The organism is Microbacterium sp. Y355 (assembly GCF_059445345.1).
This window is the reverse complement of sequence record NZ_JCAIUD010000001.1, coordinates 1,450,968-1,475,574: the sequence shown is the minus strand read 5'-3', so window position 1 is coordinate 1,475,574 and position 24,607 is coordinate 1,450,968. Positions and strand designations below refer to the sequence as shown.

21 protein-coding genes are annotated in these 24,607 nt (G+C 64.9%); 12 read left to right on the top strand and 9 right to left on the bottom strand.

Annotated features, from left to right (window positions below):
* Positions 1-92: 92 nt before the first annotated feature.
* Positions 93-584: a hypothetical protein gene (locus tag AC1C2O_RS07160; RefSeq protein WP_495429739.1), complete on the top strand. Its 492-nt coding sequence runs from the start codon at positions 93-95 to the stop codon at positions 582-584.
* Positions 585-606: 22 nt separating this feature from the next.
* Here AC1C2O_RS07160 and AC1C2O_RS07155 read toward each other — a convergent pair whose 3' ends face one another.
* Positions 607-1,269 carry a TetR family transcriptional regulator gene (locus AC1C2O_RS07155; protein ID WP_495429738.1) on the bottom strand — a complete coding sequence of 221 codons (663 nt, stop codon included), beginning with the start codon at positions 1,267-1,269 and terminating at the stop codon, positions 607-609.
* A 113-nt stretch (positions 1,270-1,382) separates the two neighbouring features.
* Here AC1C2O_RS07155 and sucC point away from each other — a divergent pair, with 113 nt between their 5' ends.
* Both sucC and sucD read left to right on the top strand, forming a co-directional pair.
* The gene (sucC, locus tag AC1C2O_RS07150) at positions 1,383-2,549 is read left to right on the top strand and encodes an ADP-forming succinate--CoA ligase subunit beta (protein WP_495429737.1); all 1,167 of its coding nucleotides are present in this window, start codon (positions 1,383-1,385) and stop codon (positions 2,547-2,549) included.
* Positions 2,550-2,581: 32 nt separating this feature from the next.
* The gene (sucD, locus tag AC1C2O_RS07145; protein ID WP_495429736.1) at positions 2,582-3,484 is read left to right on the top strand and encodes a succinate--CoA ligase subunit alpha; all 903 of its coding nucleotides are present in this window, start codon (positions 2,582-2,584) and stop codon (positions 3,482-3,484) included.
* 47 nt (positions 3,485-3,531) lie between these two features.
* On the opposite strand, the gene AC1C2O_RS07140 is transcribed toward sucD, so the two are convergent.
* Both AC1C2O_RS07140 and AC1C2O_RS07135 read right to left on the bottom strand, forming a co-directional pair.
* Positions 3,532-4,461 carry a homocysteine S-methyltransferase family protein gene (locus AC1C2O_RS07140; protein ID WP_495429735.1) on the bottom strand — a complete coding sequence of 310 codons (930 nt, stop codon included), beginning with the start codon at positions 4,459-4,461 and terminating at the stop codon, positions 3,532-3,534.
* A gap of 15 nt (positions 4,462-4,476) precedes the next feature.
* On the bottom strand, positions 4,477-5,463 hold the full coding sequence (locus AC1C2O_RS07135) for a glycerophosphodiester phosphodiesterase (RefSeq protein ID WP_495429734.1): 987 nt from the start codon (positions 5,461-5,463) through the stop codon (positions 4,477-4,479).
* A 107-nt stretch (positions 5,464-5,570) separates the two neighbouring features.
* Between AC1C2O_RS07135 and AC1C2O_RS07130 the strand changes: the two genes are divergently transcribed.
* Positions 5,571-6,026: a nitroreductase family deazaflavin-dependent oxidoreductase gene (locus AC1C2O_RS07130; RefSeq protein ID WP_495429733.1), complete on the top strand. Its 456-nt coding sequence runs from the start codon at positions 5,571-5,573 to the stop codon at positions 6,024-6,026.
* A 34-nt stretch (positions 6,027-6,060) separates the two neighbouring features.
* On the opposite strand, the gene AC1C2O_RS07125 is transcribed toward AC1C2O_RS07130, so the two are convergent.
* The 5 genes from AC1C2O_RS07125 to AC1C2O_RS07105 all read right to left on the bottom strand — a co-directional run bounded on the left by AC1C2O_RS07125 (position 6,061) and on the right by AC1C2O_RS07105 (position 12,242).
* On the bottom strand, positions 6,061-6,645 hold the full coding sequence (locus tag AC1C2O_RS07125; RefSeq protein WP_495429732.1) for a TetR family transcriptional regulator: 585 nt from the start codon (positions 6,643-6,645) through the stop codon (positions 6,061-6,063).
* A gap of 55 nt (positions 6,646-6,700) precedes the next feature.
* On the bottom strand, positions 6,701-7,750 hold the full coding sequence (locus tag AC1C2O_RS07120) for a hypothetical protein (protein ID WP_495429731.1): 1,050 nt from the start codon (positions 7,748-7,750) through the stop codon (positions 6,701-6,703).
* 81 nt (positions 7,751-7,831) lie between these two features.
* Positions 7,832-9,799 carry a glycerophosphodiester phosphodiesterase gene (locus AC1C2O_RS07115; protein ID WP_495429730.1) on the bottom strand — a complete coding sequence of 656 codons (1,968 nt, stop codon included), beginning with the start codon at positions 9,797-9,799 and terminating at the stop codon, positions 7,832-7,834.
* A gap of 165 nt (positions 9,800-9,964) precedes the next feature.
* Complete coding sequence (locus tag AC1C2O_RS07110; RefSeq protein WP_495429729.1) at positions 9,965-10,711, bottom strand: GntR family transcriptional regulator; 747 nt, start codon at positions 10,709-10,711, stop codon at positions 9,965-9,967.
* Between the two features lie 109 nt (positions 10,712-10,820).
* The gene (locus AC1C2O_RS07105; RefSeq protein ID WP_495429728.1) at positions 10,821-12,242 is read right to left on the bottom strand and encodes an NCS2 family permease; all 1,422 of its coding nucleotides are present in this window, start codon (positions 12,240-12,242) and stop codon (positions 10,821-10,823) included.
* Between the two features lie 93 nt (positions 12,243-12,335).
* Between AC1C2O_RS07105 and AC1C2O_RS07100 the strand changes: the two genes are divergently transcribed.
* The 7 genes from AC1C2O_RS07100 (at position 12,336) to AC1C2O_RS07070 (ending at position 22,560) form a co-directional block, all read left to right on the top strand.
* Entirely contained in the window at positions 12,336-13,739 is a 1,404-nt protein-coding gene (locus AC1C2O_RS07100; protein ID WP_495429727.1) for a cell division protein PerM, read from the top strand.
* Between the two features lie 9 nt (positions 13,740-13,748).
* On the top strand, positions 13,749-14,330 hold the full coding sequence (gene purN, locus AC1C2O_RS07095) for a phosphoribosylglycinamide formyltransferase (RefSeq protein WP_495429726.1): 582 nt from the start codon (positions 13,749-13,751) through the stop codon (positions 14,328-14,330).
* Between the two features lie 78 nt (positions 14,331-14,408).
* Positions 14,409-16,016, top strand: a complete 1,608-nt coding sequence (purH, locus tag AC1C2O_RS07090; protein WP_495429725.1) for a bifunctional phosphoribosylaminoimidazolecarboxamide formyltransferase/IMP cyclohydrolase — start codon at positions 14,409-14,411, stop codon at positions 16,014-16,016.
* Positions 16,017-16,420: 404 nt separating this feature from the next.
* Positions 16,421-17,977, top strand: a complete 1,557-nt coding sequence (locus AC1C2O_RS07085) for an AlkA N-terminal domain-containing protein (RefSeq protein WP_495429724.1) — start codon at positions 16,421-16,423, stop codon at positions 17,975-17,977.
* Positions 17,964-18,455 (top strand): methylated-DNA--[protein]-cysteine S-methyltransferase, encoded by a 492-nt coding sequence (locus AC1C2O_RS07080; RefSeq protein WP_495429723.1) that lies wholly within the window; start codon positions 17,964-17,966, stop codon positions 18,453-18,455. The genes AC1C2O_RS07085 and AC1C2O_RS07080 overlap by 14 nt, the downstream gene beginning before the upstream one ends.
* 398 nt (positions 18,456-18,853) lie before the next feature.
* Positions 18,854-20,749 (top strand): ABC transporter ATP-binding protein, encoded by a 1,896-nt coding sequence (locus AC1C2O_RS07075; RefSeq protein WP_495429722.1) that lies wholly within the window; start codon positions 18,854-18,856, stop codon positions 20,747-20,749.
* Positions 20,746-22,560, top strand: coding sequence for an ABC transporter ATP-binding protein (locus AC1C2O_RS07070; protein WP_495429721.1), 1,815 nt, complete (start codon positions 20,746-20,748; stop codon positions 22,558-22,560). The genes AC1C2O_RS07075 and AC1C2O_RS07070 overlap by 4 nt, the downstream gene beginning before the upstream one ends.
* A gap of 42 nt (positions 22,561-22,602) precedes the next feature.
* Here the strand turns inward: AC1C2O_RS07070 and AC1C2O_RS07065 are convergent, their stop codons facing one another.
* Complete coding sequence (locus tag AC1C2O_RS07065) at positions 22,603-23,193, bottom strand: TetR/AcrR family transcriptional regulator (protein ID WP_495429720.1); 591 nt, start codon at positions 23,191-23,193, stop codon at positions 22,603-22,605.
* Between the two features lie 153 nt (positions 23,194-23,346).
* Here AC1C2O_RS07065 and AC1C2O_RS07060 point away from each other — a divergent pair, with 153 nt between their 5' ends.
* Positions 23,347-24,564: a pectin acetylesterase-family hydrolase gene (locus AC1C2O_RS07060; protein ID WP_495429719.1), complete on the top strand. Its 1,218-nt coding sequence runs from the start codon at positions 23,347-23,349 to the stop codon at positions 24,562-24,564.
* Positions 24,565-24,607 lie beyond the last annotated feature (43 nt).

Below are 24,607 nucleotides of genomic sequence, written 5' to 3'. Positions count from 1 at the left end.
GGAAGGGGCGGTGCAGATATTGGTGGAAAAGCAGAGGGCCGAAACCGAAAGTGGGTACTAAACCCGTGGCGAAGCGTGCGATCCTGGTATTGATGAACGAAATACAGGGGCCGACCCCCGCAGGCACCTCCCGTCCGTATCGAAACCTTCCGGAGGCGCTGCGCGCGCACCGAATCGAAACTGAGAACCACGAGTTCATCACTGCGATCACCGATGTCATCGGTATTTCATCGTTCATCGACCGTGGCCGCTACATCGAGGCAATCCGTCACGACGGCGGCACGGCGCTGCATATCGGCAAGACCTACACCAACGGCTTCGCCGAAGATGAGCAGATCACCGTGGGGTCGACGACGTTGCGTCTGCGCCCGAGTGAGGGTCGCGCGCCGTTTTTCTACGTGTCGCACCCGAGCGAGTTCCGCCCGCTGACACCAGCGGCGGGCGCGTCGCGCGCATCGAGCAAGACCAAATCTGCAGCAGCAGAGCCGCGCGTCGCACGGGTCGCGAAGCCGATCGAGCGCGACTACGGAGTGTGCGACGTGTGCTTCATGGTTCGCACCGCCTCGGGCACCTGCAACTGCTGAACTGAGAGCTGAACCGATCGCGTCAGTTGAGGTCGCTCTGCAGGCGCCGAGTGACCTCGGCGATCGGCATCGATCGGGGAAAGACCGCCACGACTAAGTCGTCGTCGGCGGTGCCTACGGCTTCGGGCAATACGCCATAGCGGCGGCGCGCATCGTCGAGGGCGTTCTGCAGTACTGAGGGCGCAACGCGCTTCGTTCCACGCAGCAGTTGACGCAGCACGTGGTTGTGCACTGCGGTGACGAGTGCGGCGAAGCCGACGGCATCCAGAGGGTCGATTCCCGGAAGCGCGCGACGCAGATACTCGTCGAACAGCCGCTCGTAGCGGAACACCGTCACGATCTCGCGTTCGCGCAACGCAGGAACCTGGCGCACGATTTGGTAGCGCAGGCGAGCGATCTCCGGATCATGCGCGAAGTGCGAGAACACGTGTTGGGATGCTTCGCATACCGCCAGCCACGGATCCGAATGGCCTTCCGCGAGGAAGGTACGCAGCTCATCCAACAGGATCTCGTGATCGGTGAAAACGACGTCTTCTTTGCCGCCGAACTGGCGGAAGAACGTCGAACGCGAGACTCCTGCTGCTTTCGCGATCTGCTCGACAGAGGTCTGGTCGAAACCCTGCGCCTGGAATAGGGCAAGCGCAGCGGCCACGACGCCGGTGCGCGGTTCTGCGGACTCATGCATAGCGAGAAGCCTAGACCGACGGGACCGTTCATCCGGAGGTAGTAAGATTTGGTACTGGTCGATATCTCGACATCGAGAGACTTTCCGGACCGCAGCCCAGCGAAGGAAGCACAGTGGATCTGTACGAGTACCAGGCACGAGACCTTTTCGAGAAGTATGGGGTGCCGGTTCTCGCCGGCATCGTTGCTGACACCCCCGAGGAGGTGAAAGCAGCTGCTGAGAAGATCGGTGGCGTCGTAGTCGTCAAGGCGCAGGTCAAGGCCGGTGGCCGCGGCAAGGCCGGTGGCGTCAAGGTCGCCAAGACCCCCGACGAGGCATATGAGGCGGCGAAGACGATCTTCGGTCTCGACATCAAGGGCCACATCGTCAAGCGCGTCATGGTCGCACAGGGCGCAGCGATCGCTGAGGAGTTCTACTTCTCCGTGCTGCTCGACCGCGCCAATCGTTCTTACCTGAGCCTCTGCTCGGTCGAGGGCGGCATGGAGATCGAGGTGCTCGCCGTCGAGAAGCCCGAGGCTCTCGCCCGCATCGAGGTCAACCCGCTGACCGGAATCGACAAGGAGAAGGCCCTCGAGATCGCCCGCGAGGCGAACTTCCCGGAAGATCTCATCGAGAAGGTCTCTGACGTCTTCGTGAAGCTGTACGAGGTGTACAAGGGTGAGGACGCCACGCTTGTCGAGGTGAACCCGCTGGTTCTCACGGAGGACGGCTCCATCATCGCGCTCGACGGCAAGGTCACGCTCGACGAGAACGCTTCCGAGATCCGTCACCCCGAGCACGAAGCGCTCGAGGACAAGGACGCCGCTGACCCGCTCGAGGCCAAGGCCAAGAAGAGCGGCCTGAACTACGTCAAGCTTGACGGCGAGGTCGGAATCATCGGCAACGGTGCAGGTCTTGTCATGTCGACACTCGATGTCGTCGCTTACGCCGGTGAGAACCACAACGGCGTCAAGCCCGCGAACTTCCTCGACATCGGCGGCGGAGCGTCCGCAGCGGTCATGGCTGCAGGCCTTGACGTCATCCTCGGTGACCCGCAGGTCAAGTCCGTCTTCGTCAACGTCTTCGGTGGCATCACCGCCTGTGACGCTGTCGCCAACGGCATCAAGGGCGCACTCGAGACTCTCGGTTCGACAGCGACGAAGCCGCTGGTCGTTCGTCTCGACGGCAACAAGGTCGAGGAGGGCCGCGCGATTCTCGCCGAATACGCCCACCCGCTCGTGACTCTCGCCGCCACCATGGACGAGGGCGCCGACAAGGCCGCCGAGCTGGCGAACGCCTGAGCCCGACTGAGACTGCGAAGGAACACAGAGATATGTCTATCTACCTCAACAAGGACTCCAAGGTCATCGTCCAGGGCATCACCGGCGGTGAGGGCACCAAGCACACCGCCCTCATGCTCAAGGCTGGTACCCAGGTCGTCGGTGGCGTGAACGCTCGCAAGGCGGGCACTGTCGTCTCGCACGCCGATAAGGACGGCAACGCCGTCGAACTGCCGGTCTTCGCTTCGGTCGCCGAAGCGATGAAGGAGACGGGCGCTGACGTGTCCATCGCCTTCGTCCCCGGCGCCTTCACGAAGGACGCGATGATCGAGGCCATCGACGCCGAGATCCCGCTGCTCGTCGTCATCACCGAGGGCGTGCCCGTCGGTGACAGTGCCGAGGCCTGGGCATATGCGAAGAGCAAGGGCAACACGACCCGCATCATCGGGCCGAACTGCCCCGGCATCATCACCCCCGGTGAGGCGCTCGTCGGCATCACTCCGGCGAACATCACCGGCAAGGGCCCCATCGGACTCGTGTCGAAGTCGGGCACCCTGACCTACCAGATGATGTTCGAGCTGCGTGACCTCGGCTTCTCGACCGCCATCGGCATCGGCGGCGACCCGGTCATCGGTACCACGCACATCGACGCGCTCGCTGCGTTCGAGGCTGACCCCGAGACCAAGGCGATCGTCATGATCGGCGAGATCGGTGGCGACGCGGAAGAGCGTGCCGCTGACTACATCAAGGCGCACGTCACCAAGCCGGTCGTCGGTTACGTCGCCGGCTTCACGGCTCCTGAGGGCAAGACCATGGGCCACGCTGGCGCCATCGTGTCCGGCTCTGCAGGCACCGCGCAGGCCAAGAAGGAGGCCCTCGAGGCCGCCGGCGTCAAGGTCGGCAAGACGCCTTCCGAGGCCGCTGACCTGATGCGCGCGATCGTCGAAGCGCTCTGAACTGAGTTGAAATCGTAGAAGGCCCCGGGCATCATGCCCGGGGCCTTCTACGCTTTTCGGTCGATCCGTTCCCACATTTTTGCGACGTGGCGTGCGTCCGTGCCGCAGCATCCGCCGATCACGCGCACGGTTCCCAGCTGCTCCAGCAGCTCGGCCGTGGACTCCGCGAGATCTGCTGGATCTCCCTCGTCAATCTCTTCTGCTTCGTCGAGTGCCGCGTGCGACAGCCGGGAGGCGTTTGGGCGCACACCGACGATGCGACCTGCCGACTCGTCGCTGATGGCACGGCGGAGGTGATCTGGATGCGCGCAGTTGAGGAAGTACCCATCGGGCGAACTCACGGCGTCGACACGGGTGATGGTGTCAGCGAGGGTGCGACCCGACGCGAGCAGCCCGTCGGTCTCGACGGTGAATGAAACTTCAACAGGCACGCCTACTTCGCGTGCAGCGCGGATAATCCCGATCGCCTCTGCGGCATCGGTGAGGGTATACGCGGCGATGACGTCGACCCCTGCTGCGGCGAATGAGCGCACCTGGGCGCGGTGATATTCATACGCGTCGTCCGCTCCAGCGATGGCGTCCCATGCGCCCGGCTGATAGCCATCACCACGGGGACCGAGCATCCCGACGATGTGGATATCGCTTAGGTCGTTGTATTCCGCGGCGACCTCGCGGAGAAGCTGCACCGCATCGGTGTTGATGCGTCGCAGTGCCTCATGGTCGTAGCCAAGACGGACACCCCAGTCTGCGCTCGCGCGCCAGGTGGGCGTCTCGAGGCGCAGGCCGACGCGGTGCGCGCGGGCGATCTCTGCATACCCGCGATAGTAATCCTGCAGGAGGCGCCGCCCGGTGTCGTCGTCAAGGAGTACGAAGGCTGCGAAGTCGGGCAGATCGACGCCGTGATGGAAGATCAGATCGGTTTCGAGGCCTCCGTCGGTCACATAGCGGACGGGCGGGGCCGTGTCGAAGGCGGACATTGAATTCCTCTCTGCTCAGTATCTGGGAGGCGCAGCGGCGGATGCGGTCGCCGTGCGCGGCGCCCGTAATCGGTCGCGGTCGTGCATCCACTCGTGGAGCGCATCCGGACGATTGGTGATGATGCCGTCCACGCCCATCGCGGTCAGCGCCTCCCAGTCGGCATCCTCGTCGTGGGTCCAGACGAAGACCCCGAGCCCGGCGCGGTGCGCCAGCGTGACGCCCCGGGCGGTCGCGCTGTTCGGGTTGATGGCGTCGGCGCCGATCTGCTGTGCGGTGGTGATGATCGACTCGTCGATCGTGTCGGTGAGCCAGCCCACCGGAACCTCGGGTGCGACCTTCGAGAGGTTCGTGACCGTCTTCTGGCTGAAGCTCTGGGCAATGACCTTGTTCTCGAGACCGGCGGCTTCGATCATGTCGATGGTCGTGCGCACGCCCGCCATGCTCCAGGTGCCCTTGTACTCGATGACGACGTCGGTGCCACTGTCGGCCACGTGGGCGAGCACCTCGTCGAGCGTCGGAATCTTGGTGTATGCGAACGCGTCGTCGAACCAGGACCCGGCATCCAGGGCGCGCAGCTGCTCGATGGTCATGTCCGCCACGACGCCCGACCCATCGGTTGTCCGATCCACCGTGCTGTCGTGGATGACGACGGGGACGGCGTCCTTCGACATGCGGATGTCGATCTCGAAGTAGTCCCCGCCGACGGCGGTTGTAGACGTAAACGCTGGCATCGTGTTCTCCGGTGCGGCCGACGAATGCCCGCGGTGTGCGACGATGACGCCCGCCTGTCCTGGAAGCCGGAGGACGGCCAGCGGCCGCAGGCTGACGATGTCGAGTGACAGGAGCAATGGCTCGCCATCGGTCGGAGCGACGACCGTGCGCGCATCGATCGGGGAGTGCGTGAGTGCCTCGGCCGCGGGGGAGATGAAGCCGGTGAACGCCGCCCACACAGCGACGCAGACGGCTCCTGTCCACGACAGGCGTCGTCTGCGAACGCTCATGATTTGCATCATGCCAGAGGCGCGCGTCCGCGTCGAGATCTTTTCGTTACTTTTGATGGAATGTTCGAGAGCGGCCGAGGCACGGTGCCGTGTCGTACGCTGAGATCATGCCATTGACCGGAGAATACAAGCCGTCCGCATCCGAATGGGCCCGTACGCAGGCCGAAAAGTTCGAGGCGTCAAACGGACAAGAGGCGAACACGCTGCAGGGCGTGCCGATCATCGTCCTGACGACGGTCGGGACCAAGACGGGTGCGCTGCGCAAGACCGCGCTGATGCGCGTCGAGCACGAGGGCCACTACGCCGTCGTCGCGTCAAAGGGCGGGGCGCCTGACGAGCCCCGCTGGGGTGAGAACATGCGCCGACACCCGCATGTCGAGCTGCAGGATGGCGCGGACAAGCGTGACTACAATGCGCGCGAGCTGTCGGGCGATGAGCGCGAGCAGTGGTGGCGTCGTGCGGCCGCCGTATGGCCTGCCTATGACACATACCAGACGAAGACCGATCGGAAGATCGCGATCTTCGTACTCGAACCTTTCCCCCTCGAAGCACTCCAGGACTGATCCGCGGGGCGGGTGACGCCATCCGGACGCGCGATCAGCGGCGACCGGGCGCCAGCACAGCAGACAGCAGTAAATCAAGCGTCTCGTGCGCATTGATGCGGGCCGCAGCATTGGTAGGGCGCTCAGAGAGCCAGAGCGCCAGTTCGTTCATCGAACCCGACAATGCTGCGGTTAGAGCGTCGAGCAGTGCGGGCGCGACTTCTGCCTCCGCCAGTCCCTCGCGCAGCTGCGTCGCCGGGCCCTCGGCATCGATCCGGCGCCGCTCGTCCCAGCTGAGCACGGCCGGTCCGTCGACGAGTAGCACGCGCGCTGCGGGGCCCTGCGTGATTGCGTCAAGGAAGGCATGACTTCCGAGGCGGAGAGCGGTCATGGCATCCGCCCCGCCCGTCGAAGTGGCAATCGCGTCCGCGATTAACTGCTGCTGCCCCGAGGCGACCGCGGTGAAGAGCCCTGGCTTCGAGGAGTAGTGGTGGTAGACCGCTCCGCGCGTGACGCCGGCCGTGCGGGCGATGTCGTCGAGGGATGCCGCGGCGTAGCCGTGCTCGGCGAATTGCGCGGTGGCGACCCCAAGGATTCTTCGAGAGGTCTCAGCGGCTTCCGCCGCAGTTGTCCGGGGCATACCTTTCCCTTACATGCGATGTGTATGTATCTTAGTGCGTAGTCAGCGGAATCCATCACGGCGTACGCGAGGGAGTGACGCGTCTGCGCACGGCGAATCGAACGGCGACGATAACCACCAGCGCGGCACCGGCGAGGAGCACCCACCATCCGGGCGCGATGGCGACGGTAGAGAGGCTGAGCTGCTGCTGGGCGATCGTCGGTACCTCATCTGAGGCCGTCGCGATGACTGTCGGAGAGACCGCCACCTGCACCGCGGCGAACGGCAACCAGGCGGAGAGTCCTTCGACTGTCGCCTCAACGTCGACATTGGCCGCGGGAAGGAGTTCGGCGAGGGTGACCAGGCCTGTCGACGCGTCCGGTGAAGAAAAGACCTCGACGCCAGGAGCCGTGATCAGTTGCATGGCGGTGAGGCGCGTGTTGCCCGTGTTGGCGACGGCGTAGGAGACATCGGCAGATGCCGCCTCCCATGGCCAGAACCCGGTCGCCACCTCGAGCTGCGCCTGATCCAGCGAGAGTCCGGCGGTGAGGTCGCCCGCGACGGTCACCGTGACGCGCGTCGCGTACCTCATGTCGACGGAGACCATGTCTCCGGCGCTCTGCAGCACTGTGAGGAGGGCTCCGGCGTGCTCGCCCGGCTGCGCGTCCGCGGGGACTGCGACCGAGAAGGGGATGCGGGTGACTTCTCCGGGTTCGATGTGCACGCTCGCGACGCTCGGCGCGATCCACGTGCCAATGGCGTCAGAACCTGTATCGGTCGTCGCGATGTCCAAGGCTCCGGATCCGTCGGTGAATGCGTCAGATCCGTACACGGCGAGGTCGAGCCCTGTGGCGCCGGAGTTGCGAACGAGAACGGCGTCTTCGACGACGGCACCCGGCTCGAGGGCGTACGCGAAGTTGCTGCGTTCCTCGCCGATGTTGGTGATGACCGGCACCATGCTCCACGCGACCTGGCTTGCGGCGGATGCCTGCACCGGCGATGCGGCCGGGGCCTCGGTCGCGGACGCTTTCAGCGCCGTGGTCGCGGTCGCGCTCAGGACGACCAGCAGTGTGGCGGCGACGACGCCGAGGACGAAGCGGGGGAGGCGAGGAAGTGAACGAGACATCGGAGCGGCCTTTCAGCGAAGACGAAGAGGAATGGGGAAGCGGGGCGCAGCCGCATCGTGCCGGCTGCGCCCCGCATTCGGTTACTGGATGACGGTGACAGTCAGCGTCGACGCGTAGTCGCCGGCGACCTGTCCCAGCGGCAGGCGCAGGGCGAGGTCGGCCGCGACGATCGCGGTGTCGACGCCCTTGTACTCATCGCTGGGTGCCGCGACAAGCACGGCGTTCTGCGAAAGTCCGCCGCCGGCGCCTGGTGCAACAGCTTCACCGGCGACCGCTCCGGCGCCTTCGGCCGTGAGCCGCGGCGTCCAGCCGAGCGCGCTCGACTCGAAGGAGTCAGACGCAGACGCAAACGCGGATGCCTGACCAGACAGCGTCCAGCTCGACGACGGGTTTACGCGGGTGTCGGTGATCTCGATGTCGTTCAGGACACCGGTCGCGACGTAGCTGTCACCCAGAGGAGCTGCCTCGCCAAGCGAGATGACGTCCTGCGAGCTGAAGCGCCACGTGAACTCGCCTGCGGGCTGAGTCGAGTCGGGAATGCTCACTGCGATGGCCTGCGCGTTCTCACCGGGCTCCGCCGGGGTCTCAGGCTCTTCGGGGGTCGGAGGAGCCTGGTTGTAGCGCTGCATCCAGCCACGGAGTGCGTCGGGACGATCGGTGATGATGCCGTCGACTCCCATAGCAGTCAGGGACTCCCATGCTGCCGGGCTGTTCTGCGTCCACACGAAAACACCCAGACCCGCGTCATGGGCCATGGCGACGCTTTCTGCGGTCGCGTTGCTCGGGTTGATGGCATCCGCACCGATCTGTTCCGCGGTGCCGATAATCGAGGCGTCGATTCCGCCGGTGAGCCAGCCGACCGGCAGATCGGGGGCCACCGTCGCGAAGTTTGCAACGGTCGTGGCGCTGAAGCTCTGCGCGAGGATCTTGTTCTCGACGCCGGCGGCCTCGATCATGTCGACCGTGAGCTGTGTGTCTTCGACGTTCCAGTCGCCCTTGTACTCGATGACGACGTCCGTGCCGCCATTCGCGACATAGGTCAGAACCTCGTCGAACGTGGGGATCTTCGTGCCAGCGAACGCGCTGGAGAACCAGGAACCCGCATCCAGCGCGCGGAGCTCCTCAAGCGTCATGTTGGTCACCGAGCCGGTGCCATCAGTGGTGCGATCCACCGTGCCATCGTGGATGACCACTGGCACGCGGTCCTTGGAGAGGTAGATGTCGATCTCGAAGTACTCGGCACCCGCACGAGTCGTCGAGACGAACGCCGGCATCGTGTTCTCCGGCGTGACGGATGAGTTACCGCGGTGGCCGACGATGACTCCGGTTTCGCCAGGCTGACGGATCGTGATCGGAGGGAGCGGATCGATCTCGGTGAGGACGAGGTTGTCGTAGTGCACGACGGATTGGTTCGCTACGAGCCCCTGCACGCCGTCCGCGGTGCGCACCAGCTGACGGGTCGTCATGATCTTCTTGCCGTCGATGTACCAGGTTCCGACGTTTCCGTTCACCTCGACGCGGAGGTGCGCCTTGGTGCCGATTCCGATGTCGCTTGCGGTCGCCCCTGTGTCGGTGACCCTCCAGGCGTCAGCGGCGGTGCGCTGGGTAAACTCAACTCCGTTGCTTGCAGATGAGCCATTGCGAAGAGCCGCCTGCTGCCAGGGGATGGAACCGTCAGCGGGGGCATCGAGCAGCAGCGCTAGCCAGCGCCCGCTGTTCGCGGCCGATTCGAACGTGATGTCGACGTCGAGCGCGAAGTTCTCGCGGTTTTCGCCGAAGGTGATCTTGGCATCATTGGCGCCGTTGGCACCGACGAGCTCTCCGTCCTTCACGCTCCAAGTTCCTGCGACTGCGTTCCAGTCCTCCGGGATCGTGCCCGAGTCGAACGTCTCGGAGAGAAAGACCCGATCATCCACGGGAACATCCGTGGCGGTCGGGGCCGATGTGGCTGCGTTTGCGATGCCCGGGGCGAGAACGCCCGCAAATACGGTGGTCGTGGCGACGCAGACAGCTCCGATACGCGATAAACGCGAACGGCGAATGGTCATGGTGTGTCCTTCCGGGGGAGGGGTGCCCCGGGGTGGATCCCGGGGCACCTCCACTCAAGAAGGAACGGACGTCCGCGCACTGCACGGTGCAAGGCCAACAGGGCGCATCTGGGCGAAGAGCTGGTGACTCGCAGTGACGGTCGAGTCGAACCGTCACTGATCGCCTCAGCGAGCTAGTGCAGAACGGGCCGAGTTCACGATGCTCAGCGAGGTCGACGTCGCGATGTAACGGTCGTCGCTGTACTCGAAGGGCCGTCCATCGAATGTCCGGGCGGAGCGCTGCACGCGAAGCAACGGGGTGGTGCGCGAGATTCCCAGCAGCCGCGCATCCTCAGGGTCGGGAAGCACAGCGGAAATCAGATGCTCGCCGTAGGCGAGCTGAGGGCCGTGCACGCGTTCGACGACTTCCATGATGGAAGACGCATCCTGCGGGAGCTGCATGATCGTCGGAATGAGCCACTGCGGGAAGGTGGTGCGTTTGACCATGACGGGCACGTCGTCGATGGATTGCAGGCGTGTGATGCGAAGGACAGGACGCTGGGCGCTGATTCCCAGCGCATGCGCCTCCTCGGCAGTCGCGCGTCCCTCGCTGCTGAGCAACGTCTGTCCACCAGGCTCATGGCCGATCGCCTTCGCCCATTGGCCGAAGGATCGCAGTTCGGTGACATCCTGTGCGAGCGTCGCCGCATGCACGATCCACCGTGTCCCGCGTCGTGACAGCCGGCGGTGGGTGTGCTCGACGTGTTCAAGCGCGCGGCGTATGGTGCCGCGCGCCACACCGAAGCGGATAGCAAGAGACGACTCGCTGGGGAGCGCGTCGCCGATGGTCACACGTCCGGTCTCGATGTCTGCGCGGATTGTCGCAGCGATCGAGAGATGCTTTCGACTGGTCTGTTCGGTGCGTTGGGGCACACCTCGAGCGTGCCCGGTCATGGTTAACGGAAGACACCGTGGCGGAGACCGGCTGGAGACGACGAGGGGCGGATGCCGCAGCATCCGCCCCTCGCGTCGTCGGTGGTGATCAGGCGACGCCGAACAGCGCCTCAATAGGTCCACGGGCGAAGAACAGCACGAATCCGAACCCGACGATCCACAGCAGTGGGTGGATCGTCTTCGCCTTGCCGGAGAGCGCGTTCACGACGATCCAGCTGACGAAGCCCGCACCGATGCCGTTGGCGATCGAATACGTCATCGGCATCACCGTGGCGGTGAGGAAGACCGGAAGCAACACTCTGAAGTCGCTGAAGTCGATGTGCTTGATCTGCGAGAGCATCATCGCACCCACCAGCACGAGGGCGGCGGCGGCGACCTCACTCGGAACGATCGAGGTGAGGGGCGTGAAAAACATCGCGAGCAGGAACATCAAGCCAGTGACGGACGTCGCGAATCCGGTGCGCGCACCTTCGCCGATGCCGGAACCGGACTCCACGAACACTGTGGCAGACGAAGACGAGGTGGTGCCGCCGACGATTGCGCCGATGCCCTCGACGACCAGCGCCGACTTGATACGCGGGAAGTCGCCCTTCGCGTCGGCGAGGTCAGCTTCCTTCGCGAGGCCCGTCATGGTGCCCATGGCATCGAAGAAGTTCGAGAACACAAGAGTGAACACGAACATCACGAGGGCGACGAAGCTCACCCTGGTGAGATCGAAGCCGAAGTCGACGGCACCGATGAGGCTGAGATCGGGCACGCTCATGATGCCGCCGGCAAGGCCGAAGTCGAGGCCAAACGGCCAGATCAGGTTGACGATCGCGGCGAGAACGGTTCCGCCGACGAGGGCGATGAGGATCGCGCCCTTGATACGCAGCGAGATGAGCACGCCGCCGAGCAGAAGCGTGATCACGAACAGCAGCGTGGGAAGGCTCGCGACTGAGCCGCCGACGCCGAGATCGACCGGAGGTGATGCATTGCCCGTGGCAGTGACGAAGCCGGCATTCACGAAACCGATGAAGGCGATGAACAGGCCGATGCCGACAGTGATGGCGAGCTTGAGCTGCATCGGCACGGCGTCGAAGATCATCTTGCGAAGACCGGTCGCTGCCAGCAGAACGATGACCACACCGTTGATGATGACCAGCGCCATGGCCTCCGGCCACGTCACCGATCCCACCACGGAGAAGGCCAGGAAGGCGTTGATTCCTAGGCCAGCGGCGAAGGCGAATGGCAGACGAGTGATGATGCCGAACAACAGCGTCATAACGCCGGCAGACAGCGCTGTTGCTGCGGCGACCGCACCGCCATCGAGCACGGTGCCGTCGACGTCGGGGGTCGAGAGAATGATCGGGTTGAGGATCACGATGTAGGCCATCGTGACGAACGTCACAAGGCCGCCACGGATCTCCGTGCCGAATGTCGAGCCGCGTTTGGTGATCTCGAAGAAACGGTCAAGTGCGTTCTTCGGCTCAGCTGTCTGCTCGGTAGTGGTTGAGGGGGCAGTTGTCATCGGGTTAAACCTCCTTGGAGACGATATCGTGTCTGCTGGCCCGCGCGCGTCCCCGCGAGGCAGTCAGGATCTCGTCGTAGTCTCTTTGGAGTCATGCAACGCCTCCTCGTCGCGATTCTCGCCGCCGTCGACGCTGCCATCGCGGCGGCCGTCGGCCTCGTCGTGCTGCTCGCTCCGCTGACCATTCTCTGGACACTCGCCTTCGGCGTCACGGCCGACTGGGGCTCCCTCTGGCCGGTCACGGGCACCCTTTGGCAGTTCGGTCATGGCGTTCCGATCGACATCGCGATCCCGGATGCCGTGGTTGCCGCCGTCGGTATCTCGCCAGAGGCCGCAAACTTCACGCTCTCGCTGACGCCGCTCGCGTTCCTTGTCTTCACTCTGTTGTTCGCGGTGCGCTCAGGCACCAGAGCTGCACGCTCGGGCGCCTGGATGCTCGGGGTCATCTCCGGCGCCGTGGCCTTCGCTCTCATCGCAACCGCCGTTGCTCTCACTGCACAGGAGGAGATCGCGCAGGTCCCGTTCGGCCTCGCGATTCTGCTGCCATCCGCCGTGTATCTCGTCGGTGCCCTCTCCGGCGCCATCCGCTACGCCTGGCGCGAGGGCGACAACTCTCTGATCGACCGGTTGCACGACGTCGTAGACAGCTGGGGAGATTGGGGAGTGGTCCCCGCAGAAATCGTCCGGGGCACCACCGCTGTTGTCGCAGGACTCACCGGCATCGCCGCCCTTATGGTCGGGCTCATGGTGGCGCTGCGCGGGGGAGAGGTCGTCGCCCTCTTCCAGGCTGCGCGCGTCGACGCCACCGGTGCCACCGTCCTCACACTCGGACACCTTGCATACCTGCCCACTCTGCTCGTCTGGGCAGTGGCCTGGATCGCCGGCCCCGGATTCTCGGTGGGTGCGGGCACCGCGGTCTCACCCGCCGGCACGCAGCTTGGGGTTGTTCCTGGCGTGCCGCTCTTTGGCCTGCTCCCGGAGAACAGCTCGATCTGGATGCTGATCGTTGTACTGCTGCCCGTCGCCGCAGGCGCCTTCGCAGGCTGGATCGTGAGGTCTGCGCTCGTCTGGGAAGACGTTGCGCGTGGTCTCGCTCCGCGTGCCGCAATCGCTGCAGGTATCGCCCTGGTCACTGCGGCAGTCGTCGCGGTCGCGGCAGCGCTGGCATCCGGATCCATCGGCCCTGGACGTCTTTCCGAGACGGGACCGCACGTCGGGTGGACGACGCTCGCGATCGGAGTGGAGGTGCTCATCGGCGCCGCGATCATGCTGCTCGCCCCACGACACCGTGATGAGCTCGCCGAGGAGCGCACAGATCGCTGGGCTGCCGAGATGGGCACGTCCCCCACAACGGGTGCCGACACGGATGCCGGCACCGACGCGGGCACCGCCGCCGTGTGGCCGACGCAGGATGCAGAGCCCCCGGACGCGACCGACACGCAGCCGCTCGGAGAGCATGGCTTCTTCGCGGACGGCAGCACTCCCACGCCCCGGTAGACTGTCCGGGTGCTCACGGTCGCCGTTCTCATCTCAGGCACCGGCTCGAACCTCCGCGCCCTGCTCGAAGCCGCACGCCACCCCGATTTTCCTGCGCGGATTGTTGTCGTCGGTGCTGACCGCGATGCTGAAGGTCTCGCTCATGCCGAAGAGTTCAGCATTCCGAGCTTCACTGTGCCGTTCCGCTCTTTCGACAGCAGAGAAGAGTGGGGCGAAGAACTGGGTCGTCAGCTTGACGTCTGGACGCCCGACCTCATCGTGCTCAGCGGTCTGATGAGGCTCCTGCCTGCGACGCTGGTCGCTCGCTTCGCGCCCCGGATCATCAACACGCATCCTGCGTATCTGCCTGAGTTTCCCGGTGCGCACGGCGTTCGAGACGCGCTCGCCGCAGGCGCCGAGCAGACCGGAGCCAGCGTCATCGTCGTCGACGACGGTGTCGACACCGGCCCGATTCTCGCCCAGGAACGTGTGCCAGTGCAGCCGGATGACACCGAGCACACCCTGCACGAGCGCATCAAGCCCGTCGAGCGCCGCTTGTTGATCGATGTGGTGCGCCGCATCGCCACCGGCGAGCTTGCCGTGACCCACTGAGCTTTTCCCCCGCACGAAATCTGCACAATCACTGCACCGCACGACCACCGCACGAATACTGCAAGAAGGAGACCTCCCATGGCCGGCCCGAGCCACGACTCTTCCCTGTACCGCGATCGCGACACTGTGCCGATCGCACGCGCGCTCGTCTCGGTGAGCGACAAGACTGATCTGCTCGTGCTGGCCGCGGCGCTTGCCGAAGCCAGTGTCGAGATCGTCTCGACCGGATCGACGGCGGCAACCATTCGAGAAGCAGGCTACGACGTCACTGACGTCGCCACCGTCACGGGCGTCGCCGAGATGCTCGATGGTCGCGTGAAGACCCTGCACCCCAGCATCCACGGCGGACTACTGGCCGATCTGCGCCTCGAAGACCACGCCCGGCAGCTCGCCGAGCTGGAGATCGACCCGTTCGAGCTCGTCGTCGTGAACCTCTACCCGTTTGTCGAGACGGTCGCGTCCGGTGCGACCGGCGACGACGTCGTCGAGCAGATCGACATCGGCGGCCCCGCGATGGTTCGCGCCTCAGCGAAGAACCACGCCAACGTCGCGATCGTCGTCTCGCCCGAGTCATACCCTGCGATCATCGAATCGATCGCGGCCGGTGGAACGACCCTCACACAGCGCCGGGAGCTCGCCGCCCGTGCGTTCGCACACACCTCCGCATACGACACCGCCGTCGCGGCATGGTTTGCCGAGGAGACTCTCAACGAGCCCGGCGACCTGCCCGAACACTTGACGATCAAGGCCGAGCGCCTGTCGACTCTGCGTTACGGCGAGAACGCGCATCAGCGCGGCGCGATCTACTCCCGCGTCGGAGGCCGCGGCATCGCCCAGGCAGTGCAGCTGCAGGGCAAGGAGATGTCGTACAACAACTACGTCGATGCGGATGCCGCGCTGCGCGCCGCGTTCGACATGGTCCTGCCCGCCGTCGCCATCGTGAAGCACGCGAACCCCTGCGGCATCGCGACCACGGCGCCGAACGCGCTCGACCCGATCGCCAGCGCGCACCTGCGGGCTCACGAGTGCGACCCGGTGTCGGCATACGGCGGAGTCATCGCCACCAACGGCACGGTCACGTTGAAGATGGCTGAGAACCTGAAGGACATCTTCACCGAGGTCATCGTTGCCCCGTCGTTTGAGCCTGCCGCGCTCGAGGTGTTCAAAGCGAAGAAGAACCTGCGTCTGCTGCAGCTGCCCGATGACTGGCAGCAGGAGCAGATGGACGTGCGCCTGGTGTCGGGTGGACTGCTTCTGCAGGATGCGGATCGATTCCCCGCTGAGATCGACTCGGTCGCGAAGAACTGGGAGCTCGTCACCGGCGAGCGTCCTAACGAGGCAGAGATGGAAAACATGATCTTCGCGTGGAAGGCCTGCCGCGCTGTCAAGTCCAACGCCATCGTGCTTGCCAAGGGCAATGCCACTGTCGGTGTCGGCATGGGACAGGTCAACCGCGTCGACTCCTGCCGCCTCGCGGTGGAGCGTGCCGGGGCACGTGCGGTCGGATCGGTTGCGGCATCCGATGCGTTCTTCCCGTTTGCGGATGGCGCTCAGGTGCTCATCGACGCCGGTATCACGACGATCATCCAGCCGGGTGGATCCGTGCGCGACGAGGAGGTCATCGCTGCGGCGAAGGCGTCTGGTGTGACGATGTTCTTCACAGGAGAACGCCACTTCTTCCACTGATCCCCACGCCCCACTCGGGGCATCGCTCCGCGCTGCCCCGAGCCTCGGGGGCGCGTGGCCCCTCGGGGAGCGATGTTGCACGGCGACGCCCCACCTGCCCGCCGAGGCCCGTCCTATCTTCGTCGATACGACGGGGCCTCGGCGCTACCCGGGGGCGTCGGCGTTGTTCCGGGGCGTACCGGGGGAGAGGTGTCGCACATGGCCGCTTGGCTGCGGTTGAAGCGGCCATCTGCGACCCCTGGTGGCCAGGGAGTGGGCGAGGCATGCGGGGAGGTGTCGCGCGTGGTCGCTTTGCGGCGGCTGAGGCGGCCATCTGCGACCCCCCGCCCCGGGCGGATCAGCCTCACCACAGTCATGTCCGAATTCCGCTAGCCGACCGTCGCCGCGCGTGCGAGAGTGGAGGCATGACCTTCCTGGCGATGAGCTCGATGAGCTTCGATGAGCGGTACCGCGCGATCGACGCACGCGACACCCGTTTCGACGGGCAGTTCGTCACCGCAGTGCACACCACTCGGATCTACTGCCGCCCGAGCTGTCCGGCGCGAACGCCGAAGCAGGAGAACGTCACCTTCTATCCGACCAGCGCTGCGGCCCACGAGGCTGGCTTCCGCGCGTGCAAGCGTTGCCTGCCCGAAGCCGCGCCGGGGTCGCCGGAGTGGGACATTCGTGGCGACACTGCTGCGCGCGCGATGCGCCTGATCGCCGACGGGGTCGTGGAGCGTGAGGGAGTACCTGGCCTCGCAGCACGTCTGGGCTATTCCTCACGCCACCTCACACGCCTGCTGGCCACCGAACTCGGCGCTGGCCCACTTGCTCTCGCCCGCGCCCACCGTGCGCACAACGCGCGGATGCTGCTCGTCGGAACCGATCTCGCGATCGCCGATATCGCGTTCTCGGCCGGCTTCGCCAGCATCCGTCAGTGCAACGACACAATTCGCGAGGTGTTCGGGCTGACCCCCACCGAGTTGCGCGCTCGGCGACGCATCTCCTCGATCGTCGCACCGGGCACGATCGACCTGATCCTCCCGCACCGTGAGCCGATGGATGCTCCCGGCATTTTCGCGTGGATGACTGCACGCGCCCTACCTGGCGTGGAGAGCACGACCGACGCCTCCTTCGCCAGACACCTGCGGATGCCAGGGGGACCGGCCTGGTTCGAGGTGCGTCAGGATGAGAGCGCTCGACTTCGACTGCGAGTCCAAGTCACCCACCTCAGCGACCTTGCCCCGCTCGTCGCGACCGCGCGTCGCATCTTCGATTTGGATGCCGACCCCATCGCCGTCGATGCGGCGCTGTCGTCGCATCCGGAGCTTGCTCCGCTGGTGGCGCTGGTTCCTGGCATCCGCGTACCAGGCGCAGCGGATCCGCATGAGATGCTCATCCGCGCGATGGTCGGCCAGCAGATCACTGTCGCCGCCGCGCGCACGGCACTCACGAAGCTTGCCGAAGCGCTGGGGGATCTGACGCCGGATGGGCAGGGTCGGCTGTTCCCGACGATGACGGCGATTGCCGAACACGGCGCCGAGGTGTTGCGCGGACCTGCCGCGCGCATCCGCGCCATCACCGGAGTTGCCGCCGCGCTGGTCGACGGGTCGCTGACATTGACCGTCGGTGACGATCGCGTCGCGCAGCGTGAGGCACTCCTCGCCATGCCTGGTATTGGGCCCTGGACTGCCGACTACGTGCGAATGCGCGTTCTCGGTGACCCCGACGTGTTCCTCCGCGGGGATGTCGCCGTACGCGCCGGCGCAGCGGCAGCCGGCATCCCCGCGGACCCTGCACCGCTGACCGCATGGTCGACTCGCACCGCCCCCTGGCGCAGCTACCTCACCGCCCACCTCTGGCGTGCCACCACCAACACCACCCGCGAGACTTCGCGTGTGTCACCACTATCGGCGATTTCTGGGACACAAGCGAAGTCTCGCGGGGGAGCGAAGGAGAGATCACATGAGCATCATTGAGACACTCGACACTGCGGACGGGGCATTCACGTTGCTCGTCGACGAAGAGCAGCGCGTGCTCGCCTCTGGCTGGACGGACGACCACACGGCCATCATCGCCCGGCTCTCGATCGCTGTGCGTCCGACCGATATCCGTGATGGCGAAACGGATGCCGCGGCCGCCGTCCGTGCCTACTACGACGGTGACCTCGGTGCGATCGACACTGTCGCGGTGCACCAATTCGGCACCGAACGGCAAAAAGCTGGCTGGGCGGCACTGCGGCAGATCACGCCAGGGGAGCCGTTGACCTACACGTCTTTCGCCGCAGAGCTTGGCAGTCCGCGGGCGGTGCGTGCCGCGGCATCCATCTGCGCGCGCAATGCGCCGGCACTCTTCGTACCCTGCCATCGCGTGCTGCGCGCCGACGGGTCCCTCGGCGGCTTCGCCTGGGGGCTGCCAGTGAAGGACTCGCTGCTCGCACGGGAGAGCGGCCGCTGAGCCTTGCCTTCCGCCGCCGGTCCCGGCTCCCGGCCCGCCCCGCCCCGCCCCGCCCCGCCCCGGCCCAGGGCCGCGGGGTCGCACATGGTCGCCTTTGACGAGCTCAGGCGACCATGTGCGACCCCTGCCGGCGGCGGCACGACAAACTGACTGGGAATGCCTCTTGCACTCAGCCGGTTCACAGCAATAGGCTGGAGGGCTGTCGCGCCGACCGGGCGACGAAGCCGAGCCTGAGGAGGACACCATGATTTCGATCGCCGTCGCGCTGATCACCGTTCTTGGCTCGACCCCGGCGTACCGCCGCGGGTAGACAACCACACCGCCGTCTCATCCATGGCACCGCTGCGTTCGCGGTGCCCGAATAATCCCCCTTCCGCATCGAAACTCATCTGAGAGACATGTCTTCCTCGTCGTCGTCGCTGAAATCGTCCGCATCCCTCTCCACTCCCGCCGCACTGTGGCGCCTGAAACCATTTGTCCGTCCTGTCGTCTGGCGGTTCGCTGGCGGTGCCGCCAGTGCGCTCGGCGCAGCCATCATCGCCCTGATGATCCCTCTCGTACTCGAGCAGATCGTCCAGGGTCCTATCCAGACCGGGTCGATCGGCTTGATCGCCCTCGGCGCGGTCGCCGTGCTTGCCCTTGGGCTCGGTGAGGCCCTGATGGTATGGCTGCGGCGCTGGTTCATCCTCAAGCCATCCACCGACGTCGAGTACCGCATGCGCACGCAGCTCTACTCGCGACTGCAGACGCTGCCGGTCTCGTTCCATGACCGCTGGCAGTCCGGCCAGCTGCTCAGCCGCATGATGCAGGACATCGGCCTCATCCGCCGGTGGCTGGCGTTCGGTCTGATCCTGCTGATCGTGAATATCCTCACGATCATCATCGGCTCCGTGTTGCTGTTCCGCTGGCACTGGCTGCTGGGCGTCATCTTCATCGTCACAGCCATCCCGCTCTGGATCACCGGGTACCGCTTTGAGAAGCGCTACGGCGCCCTCGCGCGCCAGAGTCAGGACCAGGCCGGCGACCTCGCCACCAGCGTCGAGGAGAGCGTGCACGGCATCCGTGTGCTGAAGGCGTTTGGTCGAGGCAAGCATGCGCTGACCCGCTTCAGCACGCAGGCCGAGTCCCTTCGGGCCACCGAACTCAGCAAGGCGCGCTCTGTCGGCTCGATCTGGTTCTGGCTCGACCTCATGCCACAGATCGCGTTCGGCGTCAGCCTGATGTCGGGAATCTGGCTGATTTCGCAGGATGCGATCACGCTGCCGGAATTGTTCGCATTCTTTGCGATGGCGACAGTGCTTCGGTGGCCAATCGAGTCGATCGGGTTCCTGTTCTCCTTCATGCTGGATGCCCGAACCGCGACCGACCGCGTGTTCGACATCTTCTCCGAGACGAACAGCATCTCGGACCCTGCGAATCCGGTGCGCATCGAAGAGCCGCGAGGTGAGCTGGCGTTCGAGGGCGCGCATTTCCGCTATCAGGATGCCGGATCATCCGAGCGCGACCTGCTCGACGGCATCGACCTGGTTCTGCGCCCCGGCGAGACCATGGCGTTGGTCGGACTCACCGGCAGCGGCAAGACCACGCTGACGACCCTGCCCACACGTCTGTACGACGTCACCGGCGGAAGGGTCACGCTCGACGGCGTCGACGTGCGCGACATGACGCTCGTCGACCTGCGACGACATATCGCTATGGCCTTCGAGGATGCCACGCTCTTCTCGGCATCCGTGCGCGAGAACGTGCTGCTCGGGCGCGCAGAGCTCGACATCCACAGTGAAGAGGGCGAGCGCGTGATGCGCGAAGCATTGGACGTCGCCCAGGCGCACTTCGTCGACGAACTGCCTGAGGGCGTCGAGACGGTAATCGGCGAGGAGGGCCTCAGCCTTTCTGGTGGGCAGCGACAGCGTCTCGCACTCGCGCGTGCGGTGGCGGCGAACCCCCGCGTGCTGGTGCTGGATGACCCGCTTTCGGCATTGGACGTCGACACCGAGGCGCTCGTCGAAGAGGCGCTCCGCCGCGTTCTCGCTGACACCACGGCGATGATCGTCGCGCACCGTCCATCGACTGTCGCGCTCGCCGACAGGGTGGCGCTGCTGGAGCGGGGCAGGATCACCGCCGTAGGTACGCACTCGGAACTGTTGCGCACCAGCTCGCACTACCGGCACGTGATCTCCAGCCTCGAGGCTGAGGAGGCGGCGCGAACAGGCGCGATCTCGATCATCCCAGATACTCCGAACGCATCGGCAACCGAAGACGATACGCAGAACACTGAGAAGGAGGTGCAGGCATGAGTGCAGCACTCACCGGAACCCAGGGCGAGGACCGCTCGAACTACACCAAGGAGGAGAGCCGGGCGATCCGCCAGCGCTCGCTCCGCCTCCTCGGCTCGCTCGTCTCGCCGCTGAAGAAGCAGATCGTCCTCGCGGGCATCGTGCTCGTGATCTCCACGGCACTGCAGGTGGCAGGGCCGATCCTCATCAGCATCGGTCTCGACCGGGCCCTGCCGGCCGTTCTTGAACACGCGGATTGGATGCCGACATTCGTGATCGGCATCGTCTACCTGCTCGCAGGTGCAACGGCAGCGGCACTGATCGGTTGGTATGTCGTCATCGCGGCCAGGATCACCCAGGCCGTGCTGCTTGACCTGCGCAAACGCATCTTCCTGCACACCCAGCGCCTGAGTCTCGAGTTCCATGAGTCGTACACTTCAGGGCGTATCATCTCGCGTCAGACCAGCGACCTGGACTCGATCCGTGAGCTTCTGGACGGCGGGCTGAACAACCTCGTCTCCGGCGTGCTTTTCGGCATCTTCACCTTCATCACGCTGCTCGTGTGGGACTGGCAGTCGGGGATCATCCTCGCATTGGCACTCATCCCGCTCGCGTTCCTGATGCGCTGGTTCTATTCGCGTTCGCAGGTTGTCTTCCGTGAATCGCGTGTCATCAGCGCGAAGGTCATCGTGCAGTTTGTAGAGACGATGACCGGCATCCGCGCCGTCAAGGCGTTCCGCAAGGAGCCGCGCAACGACGTCACCTTCCAGAAGGTCGCTGGCGACTACCGCGACATCAACCGGCGCTCGATGCTGCTGTTCGGTACGTTCGAGCCAGGGCTGATGAGTGTCGCTGCGATCACCCTCGGCCTCGTCGTGCTCTGGGGTGGCGTTCGCGTCTCCATGGACGTGCTGACCGTCGGTGTGCTGCTGTCTGCTGTTCTGTACGTGCGAAACTTCTTCGCGCCGATGCAGGAGATCGCGATGTTCCTGAACTCTTACCAGTCCGCCACAGCGGCGCTGGAGAAAGTGTCGGGTGTGCTCGAAGAGGTGCCGACGGTTCCGGATCCGGTGAAGCCGATTGACCTGTGGGAGGCGCGCGGACACGTGAACTTCGATGAGGTCACGTTTGGGTATTCGGGGGAGAAGACGATTCTGCCGAACTTCTCACTCGACATCCCGGCCGGGCAGACCATCGCTCTTGTCGGCACGACCGGTGCCGGTAAGTCGACGCTGGCGAAGCTCATCTCGCGGTTCTACGACCCCTCGCTCGGCAGTGTGACGCTCGATGGTGTTGACCTGCGCTCGTTGCATCCGAAGGACCTGCGCCGCGCGATCGTCATGGTCACGCAGGAGGCATACCTGTTCAGCGGCACTGTCGCTGACAACATTGCGCTCGGCAAGCCGGATGCCACGATGGACGAAATACAGGCCGCAGCTCGCGCAGTCGGGGCGGACGAGTTCATCTCGGCGCTCCCAGACGGCTACTCCAGCGACGTGAACAAGCGCGGTGGACGCGTGTCCGCAGGACAGCGTCAGCTGATCTCGTTCGCACGGGCGTTCCTGGCGAACCCCGCGGTGTTGATTCTGGATGAGGCCACGGCATCCCTCGATATCCCGTCGGAGCGGCTCATTCAGGATGCGCTGCAGACGCTGCTCGCCGACCGGACGGCCATCATCATCGCGCACCGGCTGTCGACGGTCGCGATCGCCGACAGGGTACTGGTGATGGAACACGGGCAGATCATCGAGGATGACGCACCGGCCGCACTCATCAGCGGAACGGGCAAGTTCGCTCAGTTGCACGCGGCCTGGCAGGAGACGCTGGTTTAGAACTCGCCCTGGAGGTAGCGCTCACGGCTGCTTCCAGGGCGATCACACCACGTCGTGCGAGACGTATCGATCCCATCCGTGATCGAGGAGTCGGAATCCCGCAGCGATGGCCTGTGCTGGGTCTTCGCTGCGGCTGGCGTGGAGCTGGATCTGCAGCGCGAAGTGGGCGTAGAGGTGTATTTCGGTCGTCGGCTCCGGCAGCGCGAAATCCTGGGCGATGGCGTTGGCCAGCGTGCCTTCATGAAGGAGCCACATGCGTTCGGCGTACTCCATGAGGGCGGGGGTCTCTTGCATGAGCTCAACGACTCGGCGCTGAGGCTCAGCCTGTAGGGCATTGAGCTCTGTGAGGTAGTGGTCTGCGAGGGCTTCGGAGATCGATGTGCCAGCCTGTCGGTCGATGACGGCTCGGACAAGGCGATCGTTTCTCTCATCCTCATCGCTGAAGACGAGGGCTTCTTTGCGTGTGAAGTGTGCGAAAACGGTCTTCGGCGTCACATCGGCGACATCGGCGATCTCACGAACACTCACCGCGTCGAAGCCGCGTTGGAAGAACAGGCTGAGAGCTGCGTCGAGAATCAACGCGCGAGTAGCAGCCTTCTTCCTCTCTCGTCTCCCCAGCGGCATCTCACTCATCTCTGCAGCTTATCCCGAAGATGTAAAGCCATTGAGGGTAATGGGTAATCGGGTATACTCTTACTCACGGTTACCCAATGTGGGTGCTCGGCTCGGCGATGCAGTCCGCATGGATTGCTCGCGATCAACGAGAAGCGAAGAGGCGGAGAAAAGATGAAGGTTGCGAAGTGGATCATTGCCGGGCTTGTTGGCGTGGTGGCGGTGTGGTCTCTGGTGCTCTGGCCGCTGGTGATGATCGCGATCATCGCTGCTGTCGTGGTGTTGGGAGCCGGGTATCTCTATTTCATCCACTTCCGCCCGCCGCGTTCGGCGACAGCCTTCGAGAATCTGACCGAGGGGAAGTGGCGCACCGTCGATGTCGGGGATGCGACCGTCAGCGGGAACGGGTCACCGTATGCGATTTATGCGAGACGCGGGAGTTCTGCGAATCTGATCGTCCATTTCTCCGGTGGCGGTGCGTGCTGGGATGACGTCACAGCTGCGCGTCCGATCACCCCGGTGAGCGTCCTCCGCGGCTACACGCGGGGCCTGAAAGCGTTCTATTTCGAGTCCCTCACTCGATTGTTCCCGGCGGGCCTCACCGGCCTTGCCAACCGTCGGGACGCCGCGAACGGTTTCCGGGACTGGAACATCGTGTTCATCCCGTACACCACTGGCGACATGCATATCGGCGACGCCGTGCATACCTACACCGGAAAGCGGGGCACATTCGAGGTGCACCACAACGGGCGCAAGAACACGACGGCTGCGCTGGCGTGGGTGTTCGAGAACTTCCGCGACGCAGGAAAGGTCATGGTCTCCGGCGAAAGTTCCGGAGCGTGGGCGTCCGCCTTCTACGCCCCGATAGTCGCGGATCACTTCCCGGACAAGCGGATCTATTGCCTCTCGGACGGTGTCGGCATCCGCTCCGGACGCTGGCCCGAAGTCGTCGACGAGGTCTGGAAGGCCGACAGTGCCGCGCACCTTGGCTTCACGATTGGGACCGACCTCTACGAGGACGCGCTCATACATCGCACAGACGACCGTCACCGCGACATCAAGTATCTGCACAGCAACACACTCTTTGATGACACCCTCACGCGATTCGGCGCAGCCCTGAATGGGCAATCGACAGATACGGACCAGTTCATCGATGACTGGGCGGCTGAGACCAAAGCGTCCATGTCTCGGCTCTCGAATGCGGGGCTCAAGTACCAGTACTTCCTCACTGACTGGGGCCACAACACGAAGCGGCACACCACCGCGCACACAGTGACGACCAACGAGTTGTACCGCAAGTGCGAGGCCGATGGGGTGGTCTACGCACAATGGCTTCAGAGAAATGTCATCGATGACGATGACCTTTCTGTCGGCGCCCACGCGCTCTCCTGACATGAGGATGGCCGAGCCGGCCAAGTCGCGATACCTCTCGGAT